Raw genomic sequence first — 11140 nt, forward strand, 5'->3', positions numbered from 1 at the left:
TTTTAAATTTATTGATAAAATTTCTAGTATATAAAGTCAAATTTTTATAGATAATGTTATAGAGTAGGGGTTTTGCAAATTTGCAAAACTAAATTTATTTTCTATTTTCGTCTAGGACTTTTTGCATACTCTCTCTAGTTGCCTCTAGCCAGTTTTCTTTTGAAGTATCTACTAGATCAAGACAAAATATTTTAATATCTGCTTTTTTAAAGCTAAACTCCTTTACTTTCAAAGCGTCACTTCCAACGATTACGATAGGCTGAACTTTTAAATTTAGCTTTTCAACTAGTAGTTTTGCGCCACCCTTAAAAGGCAAAAGCTTGTTAGTTTGTGATCTTGTTCCTTCAGGAAAAATAGCTAAAACACGACCATTTTCAACTCTATCTTTAGCCTCTTTTAAAAGTTTTATTAAAGAGTGCTTATTTTCACGCTCAACTGCTATCATCTTTGGCAGGCTCAAAATTTTACCAATTATAGGAATTTTACCGATCTGTGCCTTTGCGATCCAGCAGACATTTTTTGGGTGAAGCTCTTCGATGACGATGATATCAAGCATGCTTTGGTGGTTTATGAGCAAGATATTTGCTTCATCACTAAAATTGCCTATCACTTCAAGTTTATATCCACCAAAAAACCTTTGCGATCTTCCCCAAAATTTTCTTATGGCTCTATTTTTATCATTAAATAGCCACATAAAAAAGACGACAAGAATAACGCTAATAACAAACTCAATAGCAAAAAATAAAGCTCTAATTTTTGACAAGATTATCCTTTTTTACCCAGCCAATCTTACCATCAGCAAATAAAATTTTTGAGTAGTCATCTTTCGTGTCTAAAATTTCTATATTTTCATTTTTACGGGATGTGTAAAAGATGGTTGAGTTTTTTGTAGGCAAGATCGAAACGCTAATATCTGGTTTTAGAACAGCCTTACCAAAAGGGTTGTAGGTATAAATTCCAAGTGCTATAAAAATGGTTGCTACGAAAAAGTAGCTAAGCCTTCTGCGCCAAATAGCTAATAATATAAAAATTACCGCACAAGAGTAGATCGTGACATCTTTATAGGTGCTAAACTCGCTTTGTTTTGGGTTTAGTCCGATTTGTGTGCTGACATCGTCATCTTCGACACTCACTGGCAAAGAAAAGCTTTCAAATTTAGCCTTTTTTAGGTTGTAGTAGTTAAAGTCAAGCGATTTTTTATTTGGCTTAAATACTGCAAAATAATATGCACTTTGTGAGTTAAAGTCGCCATTTATCGTATCTACGCCTTGCTTTAATATCGTTTTATTTTCAATATTAAAGGCGCTTAGATCGACATTTTTGCCATAAATTTCTACAACCATGATATTGTTTATATCATCAAATTTTGTTGTCTTAAATTTCTTAACTTCAAGATTATCAGCCACGATATGGTTGTAGTTCTCATCACTTCTAAGCTCTTTTAACTTCGGCAAAAAGATGTTTATGCTTGAGCTCTGATAGTTTTCGCCATTTCTTTTTAGGGTTAAGCTAACTTTTAAAGTCTTTGCGTCAATGCTTGTAGCCTCAAGATAAAAAGTACTTACATATTTGTTGTCTTCACTTTTTACCCATTGAAAATTTTTCTTATTTAGCCATTTGATATTTGTTTCATCAAGCTGTGTCTCAAACTCAAACTCAAAGTCATTTTGTGTATCAGCCACTATCTCAACACTAAAAATTTCTCCTATAACAACATTTTTTGGTACATTTGTGGCTTTTAAAAGAAGCTCTTTTACTTTGATCTTGTCATATACTTGATTGTCTGGAACGCTAATATCTGGCTCGTTTGTTGGCACGATGTTTCGCATCTGCTCTGGAGTGATACGTTCTGGCTGTGGTGATACAAATTTTCTTGAAAAATCTTGTTCTTTTGGTGGTTTTTGAGTTTTTGGATTTGAAGTAGGGCTATTTACAAATTTATCCTCCCTAACTTCGTCCATCATGTCAAAAACGCTTACCTCGTCGGTATTTACAGCAAATAAATTTAGTACGAGTAGGGAGATAAAAAGAAAATGTTTTACCAAACTAGACCTTTTAGCATCTTCATACCATCATCTGTACCTAAAATTTTCTCACAAGCACGCTCAGGATGAGGCATAAGGCCAAAAATCTTTTTGTTCTCATCACAAATTCCTGCTATGCTATCGACTGAGCCGTTTGGATTTATTTCGTTGCCTTTAGCATCGCAATATTTTAGCAGCACTTGCTCATTGTCATATAGGCTTTTTAGCGTATTTTCGTCAGTGTAGTAGTTTCCTTCTCCGTGGGCGATAGGTATATTCACTACTTCATTTTTGGTTAAATTTGCCAGGAATTTATTGTTATTTGAGATCACTTTTAGATGGTGATATTTTGAGACGAAATTTAAATTTTCATTTCTTCTCATAGCACCTTTTAAAAGCCCAAGCTCAAGAAGCATCTGAAAACCATTGCAAATTCCCAAGATATAGCCGCCTTTTTTCGCATGCTCTTTTACGGCCTGCATAGCTGGGCTAAATTTAGCTATCGCAGCTGTTCTTAGATAGTCGCCGTAGCTAAAACCACCAGGTAAAACGACTAGATCAGCATCTATTTTATCTTCTTTGTGCCAGATGATCTGCGTTTGGCAACCAAGCAGCTTAAAAGCGTGAGCTGTGTCTTCTTCGCAGTTTGTGCCAGGAAAAAGTATTATCGCTACTTTCATAGCACGATCTCATAGTCTTCGATGACGGTATTTGCTAAAAGCTCTTCGCACATCACTTTTAGTTGCTCATTTGCTTTAGTTTTATCACTCTCATCTATATCTAAAACGATTTGTTTGCCTATTCTGACATTTGATACACCGCTAAATCCAAGAGAATTTAAAGCATGCTCCACTGCTTTGCCAGCAGGGTCAAGGACCCCACTTCTTAATGCTATATTTACAACAGCTTTCATTTTTGTCCTTACGATAAAATTCTTCTTAAAACTTCTTCGTAAGCGACTTTTACGCTACCAAGATCTTGTCTAAATCTATCTTTGTCAAGTTTTTCATTGGTCTTAGCATCCCAGAATCTACAACTATCAGGGCTTATCTCATCAGCTAGAATGATATTGCCGTCTTTATCAATACCAAATTCTATTTTAAAATCAACTAGTTTTAGATCTCTTTCGGCAAAAAATTTAAATAATATAGAGTTGATCTCTCTTGCTGTGTGTCTTAGCATTTGAAGATCTTTTTCACTCTTTACTAATCCCATAATGATACAGTGCTCATCTGTTACTAATGGATCGTGCAAATCATCATTTTTGTAGTAAAACTCAACGAGAGTAAAAGGTAAAACTGTGCCTTCTTTTATACCAAGTCTTTTGCTTAGTGAGCCAGTTGCGATATTTCTCACAACAACTTCAAGAGGTATGATCTCGCATTTTTTGACTACTTGTTCAGTGTCGCTAATAGTCTCAACTAGGTCAGTCACGATGCCTTTACTCTCCAAAAGCTTAAAAAGCTGTGTTGAAATTTTATTATTTAATGCGCCTTTACCAGCTTCGTTGCCTCTTTTTTGAGCATCAAATGCTGTTAGATCGTCTTTAAATTCAGCCACAAGCAGATTTGCATCGTCTGTGGCATACATTTTTTTACCTTTTCCCTCGTAAATAAGTTCTCTTTTTTGCATGGAGATCTCCTTCTAATTTATTGTTTTATTTTTAAAATTTTGATCGTATCAATCGCTGTTTTTAATTGAATATCTTCATCGACTTTTTTTTGCGTGATTATCTTTTTATCATCTTTTGCTTCAGTTTTATTGCCCTCGCTTGTAGGATTTATCTTGTTTAGCTCGCTTTTTAGGTGTGCTTTTAGCTCACTCTCTTTGATGCTAAATGCACTGTCGTCACTTTGTGGCACTTTACCAGGATGCACGACTACATCAGGTGTTACGCCAACTGCTTGGATAGTTCTGCCACTTGGCAAATAGTATCTTGCGATAGTTAGTCTTAGTGCTTCGGTGTCATCTATCGGAAGGATTACTTGAACACTTCCTTTGCCAAAGGTATTTTCGCCAATTATTACAGCACGTTTATGATCTTGAAGTGAGCCGCTTACGATCTCGCTAGCACTAGCACTTCCGCCATTTACTAGTGCAACAAGTGGTAGTTTTGAAAGAGTTTTACTCGCACTTGCTTTATACTCTACATTTTCAGATGCGTCGCGACCTTTTTGAGAGACGATGACGCCGTTATCTACAAAAAGATCCACTAGATCGACAGCTTGATTTAAAAGTCCGCCAGGATTATTTCTAAGATCAAGTATGATGCCACTTGCTTTTGGATATTCTTTGATTGCTTCTTTTACCTTTGTAACGACGTTTTTGTCAAAATTTGTGACGCGTATATAAAGGATGTTATCGTTTTCTATCATTTTTGCATAGACAGACTCAACCTTTATAAGATCTCTTATTATTTTTACATCAAATGGTTTTTGCTCACCTTTTCGCAAAATTGTGATAGTTATTGGAGTTTTTGGCTTGCCGCGCATTTTATTTACAGCTTCATCTATCGTTGTGCCGATAGTTGAGTTGCCATCGATCCTTAAGATAATGTCGCCTGATTTTATACCTGCTTTATCAGCTGGGGTATCTTCTATCGGTGAAATAACGGTTAGTGCGCTATCTTTCATGCCAACTGTTATGCCAAGGCCACCAAATTCTCCACTTGTTTGCACCTGCATATCTTTGTAGGCTTTTTCATTTAAAAAACTTGAGTGGGCATCTAAATTTTGCATTAAACCAGCAATGGCTTTATCGATGATCTCTTTAAATTTAATGTCATCAACATAGTATTTTTCAACAGTTGAAATTGTTTTTGTAAGCTTTGAAAGTGCTTCAAGCTTCGCACTTGCTTCGTCTTCACTCTTTGCAAAAAGTGCATTCACTGCTACGCTTGAAATAAGCAAAGCACCTGTAATTTTTAGTGCAAAAAATCTACTAAATTTATTCAAAATTTCTCCTATAATTTTTGGCTCAATTCTATTAGCTTTTGGCTAAAAAAAGTATAAATTTAAGCTTATATTTTTGCTTTTGGATAGTTTTTGATACAAATTTATAACAGCGAATTTTAGCAATTAAATAAAAAGAGTGACAAGTGTTATAAAAATACTTGACAATATAAGACTAAAGTTATATAATGGCAACCATATAAAATAATCCAAGGAGATTTAATGGCTGATATAACAGAAAATTTAACAGCTCAGATGCAAGAAACTCTTGAAAAAGGTATTAGTTTAGCGATATTTTCTAAAAATCCGCAAGTTGTTCCGCTTCATATTTTTTGGGCTTTGCTTGCAGATAGTAATTCTATTTTAAACCAAGTGTTTAATAAAATGAATGTAAGTAAAGATGCTGTCGAGCTTGAAGTAAAAAGTAAAATTTCTTCACTTCCAAGTAGCTCAAACGTTACAAAAGATAATGTTTCAGTTTCAAGAGAGCTTATAAATTCTCTTGAAAATGCAAAAGCGTTGATGGTAAGTATGGGCGATAGCTACATAGCTGTTGATACATGGATCATCTCATCTCTTGAACTTAGTGAGATCAAACAAATTTTAAGCAAATTTTGCGATATCTTAGAGATCAAAAAGAACCTTGAGAGCATAAGAGGTGGTAAAAAGATAGATAGCCAAACTGGCGATGATACTCTTGATAGCTTAGAGAAATTTGGTGTCGATCTAACGCAAAAAGCCCTAAATAAGGAGCTTGATCCAGTCATTGGCCGTGATGAAGAGATCACTAGAATGATGCAAATTTTAATAAGAAAGAGCAAAAACAACCCTATATTATTAGGCGAGCCAGGTGTTGGTAAAACAGCTATCGTTGAGGGCTTGGCTCAAAAGATAGTGGCTCGTGACGTACCAACAAGCCTTGCAAACAAGCGTGTTATCGCGCTTGATATGAGCGCAGTTGTAGCTGGCGCAAAGTATAGAGGTGAGTTTGAAGATAGGCTAAAAGCAGTTATTGACGAGGTAAAAAAAGCTGGCAATATCATACTTTTTATAGATGAAATTCACACCATAGTTGGAGCTGGTGCGAGCGAGGGCGGAATGGATGCTGCAAATATCCTAAAACCAGCTCTTGCACGTGGTGAGCTTCACGCTGTTGGTGCTACGACATTAAAAGAGTATAGAAAATACTTTGAAAAAGATGCAGCACTTCAAAGACGTTTTCAGCCAATAGACGTTAAAGAGCCAAGCGTAAATGAGGCACTTCAAATTTTACGTGGTATAAAAGAGCGTCTTGAAGTTCATCACGGCATCACGATAACAGATAGCGCGCTAGTTGCCGCAGCAAGGTTAAGTGACCGCTACATCGCAAACCGCTTCTTGCCAGATAAAGCGATCGACCTTATAGATGAGGCAGCAGCTGAGCTTAAGATGCAAATAGAGAGCGAGCCATATGAGCTTTCAAAGATAAAACGCGAGATCGTAACGCTTCAAGTAGAAAAAGAAGCTCTAAAGATGGAGGATGCGGATAAAAATAAAGAAAGACTTGGCGAGATCGAAAAAGAGATAGCTGATCTAAATGAGAAAAAGCTAGCACTTGATACTAAATTTGAAAACGAAAAGGCTGTTTTTGGCGGAATTTCAAAAGCAACAAAAGAGATCGATAGCTTAAAATCACAAGCTGAGATAGCAAAAAGAAATGGCGATCTTCAAAAGGCTGCCGAGATAGAATATGGCAAGATAGCAGATGCTAAAAAGCACAAACACGAGCTTGAAGAAAAATGGGAAAGCATGAAAAAAGAGGGCGTGCTTCTTAAAAACCAAGTCGATGAAGAGCTTGTAGCTGAAATTTTGAGCAAATGGACTGGAATTTCAGTTAAGAAGATGCTAACAAGTGAAAAAGAGAAATATCTGCGCATCGAAGAGCATCTAAGAGAGAGCGTTGTCGGTCAAGATGACGCACTACACGCACTTGCACGTGCTGTAAAAAGAAATAAAGCAGGGCTGAATGAAGGTCAAAGGCCAATTGGTTCGTTTTTATTTCTTGGACCAACGGGCGTTGGTAAAACTCAGTCTGCTAAGGCTTTGGCTAAATTTTTATTTGATGATGAAAAGGCGCTTATCCGCTTTGATATGAGCGAATATATGGAAAAACATAGCGTGAGCAGGCTTCTTGGTGCGCCTCCAGGATATGTGGGCTACGATGAAGGCGGTCAGCTAACAGAGGCAGTTCGTAGAAGACCTTACTCAGTCATACTTTTTGACGAGGTTGAAAAGGCTCACAAAGATGTATTTAACATACTTTTGGGAATTTTAGATGACGGACGTGCGACTGATAACAAAGGTGTAACAGTTGATTTTAAAAACACTATCATTATTTTAACTTCAAACATTGCTTCAAATTTCATAATGGAGCTAAAGGGCGAAGATCGTGATGTGGCTGTTAAAAACGAGCTTAAAAACTACTTTAAACCTGAGTTTTTAAATAGGCTTGATGATACTATCATCTTTAACCCTCTAAATGAGCAAGGCCTAATCTCTATCGTTGAGATCATGTTTAAAGAGCTTGAAAAAACTCTTCACAACCGCGGTATCAAGGCAGTTTTAAGCGAAGAAGCTAAGAAATTTATCGCAAAAGCTGGCTTTGACATAGTTTATGGTGCAAGACCTCTTAGAAGAGCGCTTTATGAGCTAGTTGAAGACAAGATCGCTGATATGATCTTAAAAGATGAGCTTGAAAGTGGCGATGAGATCACCATTGATAGCGACGGCGAGAAGATCATCATTAAGAAAAAATAACTTCAAATTTACTTGGCAGGTTGGATCAACTTGCCAAGCCTTCATATAAATTTATACAAAAAATATCTAAAAATAGGGCGGTTTTCGTTATTTAAAAATATATCTAAACGCCTAAAAATTTAGCAAGGGCAAAATAAAATATAGCTGATGAGATAGCAGCAGCAGGAAGTGTGATGAGCCAAGCAAGAATGATTGGTCTTACCATTTTCCAGTTTGCATTTTTATTTACGATGCCGATGCCTAAAACTGCACCTATTAGGATATGCGTCGAGCTAACTGGTATGCCAAGCTTTGTGGCTAGAAGTATGACGATACTTGAGGCAAGCTCAGCGCTAAAGCCGGTCGTAGGTAAAATTTCAGCTAGTTTTGAGCCGATAGTAGTGATCACCTCTTTGCCTAAAAACCAAAGTCCAACGACAAGCGAAATTCCAAAGGTTACCATTGCGATGCTTGGTATGGGCGAGCTTTCGTTTATAGAGCCAGTTTTTAACACATCAAGCACAGCAGCAAATGGTCCAACTGCGTTTGCGATGTCGTTTGCTCCGTGTGAAAACGCAAAAGATGAAGCGGTAAAAATTTGAAACCATGAGAAAATTCTATTGATACTCTTTTCGCTATCGTTTTTGCTCATGACATTTATGATAGCAAGGCTTGCAAGATACGCCAGAGCACCGATGACGAAGATGATCCAGATAGTTTGGATGATGCTAAAGGCTAAATTTATATGCTCAAGCCCTTTAAAAAGCATCATTGACGAGATCACCATTGCTGCAAATCCAGCGATAATTGGGATATGCTTTTTCATCGCTTTAAAAGTGTCTATCTCTTTTTCGCCGTCTTTCATAATGCGAATTTTTGAGCGGTACTCGCTGTATTCAGTGGTTTCGATCTCGTCCTCGTCGATAACTGCGATCTTTGAAAGAGTAGCTATTTGCTCCTCAGCCGGCTTTGTTTTTAGTGCCTTTATAAAGCTTTCTTTATATGCTTTTCTCTCAGTCTTTAGCGCTTTTAGATTCATTTTGAGCTCATGTGTTGGCTCAATAATCTTACTTTTTACGTAGCCAAATATTATGTAAGACATCACGCCGCCAAGTAGTGGTGAGATAACCCAACTTACGGCGATCCTGCCGATCTCGCTCCATGAGACCATGCTAAATGGCTCTGGATCTTTTATCATAAAACCCATAGCAAGTCCTGCACCAACGATGCCACCGACAATCGAGTGGGTGGTTGAGACTGGTAGACCTTTTTTAGATGCGTAAAAGAGCCAAAGACCAGAGCTAAGAAGGGCTGAGATCATGATGATGACAAATTTCATCGGATTTAGATCGCTTGGAAATTTCACGATCTCGTTTCTAATCGTATTTGTAACCTCTGATCCTGCAAATATCGCACCGCTAAGCTCAAAAATGGCTGCGATGATGAGAGCTTGCTTAAGCGTAAGAGTCTTAGCGCCAACGCTTGTGCCAAAGCTGTTTGCAACGTCATTTCCACCGATATTAAAGGCCATAAAAAGACCAAACATGCCGGCGATCAAGAATAAAAAGTAGTTATTTGTCGGGATGTATTGATAGCCCCAAACGAAAAATCCAACGCTACAAATTGCAAAAATAACAAATGCTAATAAGTTATCTCGAAGCAATCAAGCCCCCTTATAAGGTTTTTGATAGGGATTATATCTTGAAAAATATTAAAGTTTTTAGAATTTTTCAACTTTAAATGATACTAAATTATCATATGTTAGAATCTGCAAAAATTTTTAAGGATAAATTTTGGTTATAGCGATCGATCTTGGCTCAAACACATTTCGCATAGCACTTGTCAAAAAAGAACAAAATGGCTTTAGTAATGAGCAAATTTATGAAAAGATAGTTGGAGCTGCAAGGGGCTTAAATGAAAGTGGCAAGATAGCAGATGAGTCTAAAAATAGGCTCTTTGAGGCAATAGCAGAGGCTAAAAGTAAATTTAATTTTGATAAATTTAAATGCATAGCAGTCGCGACTGAGGCTTTTAGGGTGGCGTCAAATAGCGAAGAAATTTTTAGTGAGATAAGAGAGAAATTTGGCATAAATTTTCATATCATCAGTGGCAAAGCTGAAGCAAAGCTTACATTCTTGGGTGTTCAAAATACTTTTAAAAAGCTTGGAATAAATGAAAATTTTAGCGTCATTGACATCGGTGGAGCAAGCTCAGAGATCGGTGAAGATGGAAATTTTATGAGTTTTAAATTTGGCATTATTACATTTTTTGAAAAATTTAAAACACTTGATTTAATGCAAGAAAATGCAAAAATTTATACAAAAGATGCAAGAGAATTTTTAAATAGTTTAAAAAATAGATTTATCGTGCTGACTTCTGGCGTACCAACTACTATCTCAGCGTTACGACTTGGACTTAACTACGAGAACTATGATCCAAAAAAAGTAAGTGGATTTGAGCTTAAAAATGACGATCTTGCCTGGTTTGTAGATGAACTTTTAAAGATGGATGATATAAGCGCTGACGTAGCGGTTGGAAGAAACAGAAAGTATCTACTCATCGCTGGAACCTTACTTTTAGAGGAGCTTCTAGGCGAGCAAGAAGCAAAATTTTTAGTTATTGACGATGGGCTTAGAGAGGGTGTTGGGGTGGCCTATCTGCAAGGAAAATTTCAAGAAATTATCACAAATTTTTAGTTAATATTTCAAAAATTTAAAGGAGAAAAAATGAGCATAAGAGAGCAAATTTTAGCTGATATAAAAGAGGCTATGAAAGCAAAAGATGAGTTTAAAAGAGATACTTTAAGAACGCTAAATGCAGCACTTAAGCAAGTTGAAGTAGATCAAAGGATCGAGATGACCGACGAGGTCGTGCTTCCACTACTTCAAAAAGAGATCAAAAAGAGGGCTGACTCAGTTGAGCTTTATATAAAAGGCGCTAGGGAGGATTTGGCTAAAAAAGAGCAGGGCGAGATTGAGCTTATTAAGGCATATTTGCCAGCACAACTAAGTGATGAAGAGCTTAAAGAGAAAATAAAAAAGATTATTGAAAGAGCTGGCAAAAATTTAGGCGCTGTAATGAAAATGGCAAAAGATGAGATCGGAGCAAGTGCTGAAGCAAAACGCATAAGTATGATCGCAAAAGAGCTTTTGGCTTAAAATCTACAATCTTATAAAACTTCTAATTTTTGAAAACTTACTTCTAAATGTGTAAGTTTTCAAAAAACAAATACGACTTTCATTTTAACAAGATAATTTTAAAGCATAATACTTATATGAATATGTTAAAAGGTAAAATACAAACTTTTTTATATATTTGTATTGAAAACTATAATTTTCAAATTGTTATTTTAGTTTTCTTATTTTTTCTTTTAGATGAATTTAAATATTG

General features: G+C 36.3%; 10 protein-coding genes. 3 read left to right on the forward strand and 7 right to left on the reverse strand.

Features of this window, described 5'->3' with window-relative positions:
- Positions 1 to 94 precede the first annotated feature (94 nt).
- Genes F3G75_RS00510 through F3G75_RS00535 form a run of 6 tightly spaced genes read right to left on the reverse strand, consistent with a single transcriptional unit; the run spans position 95 to position 4990 of the window.
- On the reverse strand, positions 95 to 769 hold the full coding sequence (locus F3G75_RS00510) for a lysophospholipid acyltransferase family protein (protein ID WP_223154401.1): 675 nt from the start codon (positions 767 to 769) through the stop codon (positions 95 to 97).
- Positions 750 to 2045 (reverse strand): SH3 domain-containing protein, encoded by a 1296-nt coding sequence (locus F3G75_RS00515; RefSeq protein WP_149716164.1) that lies wholly within the window; start codon positions 2043 to 2045, stop codon positions 750 to 752. The genes F3G75_RS00510 and F3G75_RS00515 overlap by 20 nt, the downstream gene beginning before the upstream one ends.
- Entirely contained in the window at positions 2039 to 2704 is a 666-nt protein-coding gene (gene purQ / locus F3G75_RS00520) for a phosphoribosylformylglycinamidine synthase I (protein WP_149716165.1), read from the reverse strand. Before purQ ends, F3G75_RS00515 begins: the two co-directional genes overlap by 7 nt.
- Positions 2701 to 2937, reverse strand: coding sequence for a phosphoribosylformylglycinamidine synthase subunit PurS (purS, locus tag F3G75_RS00525; protein ID WP_103603908.1), 237 nt, complete (start codon positions 2935 to 2937; stop codon positions 2701 to 2703). The genes purQ and purS overlap by 4 nt, the downstream gene beginning before the upstream one ends.
- A gap of 8 nt (positions 2938 to 2945) precedes the next feature.
- Positions 2946 to 3656 carry a phosphoribosylaminoimidazolesuccinocarboxamide synthase gene (gene purC / locus F3G75_RS00530; protein WP_149716166.1) on the reverse strand — a complete coding sequence of 237 codons (711 nt, stop codon included), beginning with the start codon at positions 3654 to 3656 and terminating at the stop codon, positions 2946 to 2948.
- Between the two features lie 17 nt (positions 3657 to 3673).
- Positions 3674 to 4990, reverse strand: coding sequence for a S41 family peptidase (locus F3G75_RS00535; protein WP_410470364.1), 1317 nt, complete (start codon positions 4988 to 4990; stop codon positions 3674 to 3676).
- Positions 4991 to 5197: 207 nt separating this feature from the next.
- Here F3G75_RS00535 and F3G75_RS00540 point away from each other — a divergent pair, with 207 nt between their 5' ends.
- Entirely contained in the window at positions 5198 to 7771 is a 2574-nt protein-coding gene (locus F3G75_RS00540; protein WP_149716167.1) for an ATP-dependent Clp protease ATP-binding subunit, read from the forward strand.
- Between the two features lie 103 nt (positions 7772 to 7874).
- Here the strand turns inward: F3G75_RS00540 and F3G75_RS00545 are convergent, their stop codons facing one another.
- Positions 7875 to 9413 (reverse strand): inorganic phosphate transporter, encoded by a 1539-nt coding sequence (locus F3G75_RS00545; protein WP_149716168.1) that lies wholly within the window; start codon positions 9411 to 9413, stop codon positions 7875 to 7877.
- A gap of 130 nt (positions 9414 to 9543) precedes the next feature.
- Between F3G75_RS00545 and F3G75_RS00550 the strand changes: the two genes are divergently transcribed.
- Positions 9544 to 10446 (forward strand): Ppx/GppA phosphatase family protein, encoded by a 903-nt coding sequence (locus tag F3G75_RS00550; RefSeq protein ID WP_149716169.1) that lies wholly within the window; start codon positions 9544 to 9546, stop codon positions 10444 to 10446.
- A gap of 30 nt (positions 10447 to 10476) precedes the next feature.
- Positions 10477 to 10908, forward strand: coding sequence for a GatB/YqeY domain-containing protein (locus tag F3G75_RS00555; RefSeq protein WP_072594244.1), 432 nt, complete (start codon positions 10477 to 10479; stop codon positions 10906 to 10908).
- Positions 10909 to 11140 lie beyond the last annotated feature (232 nt).

The sequence above is a fragment of the Campylobacter concisus genome, from assembly GCF_902460705.1.
Classification (GTDB): Bacteria; Campylobacterota; Campylobacteria; order Campylobacterales; family Campylobacteraceae; genus Campylobacter_A; species Campylobacter_A concisus_Z.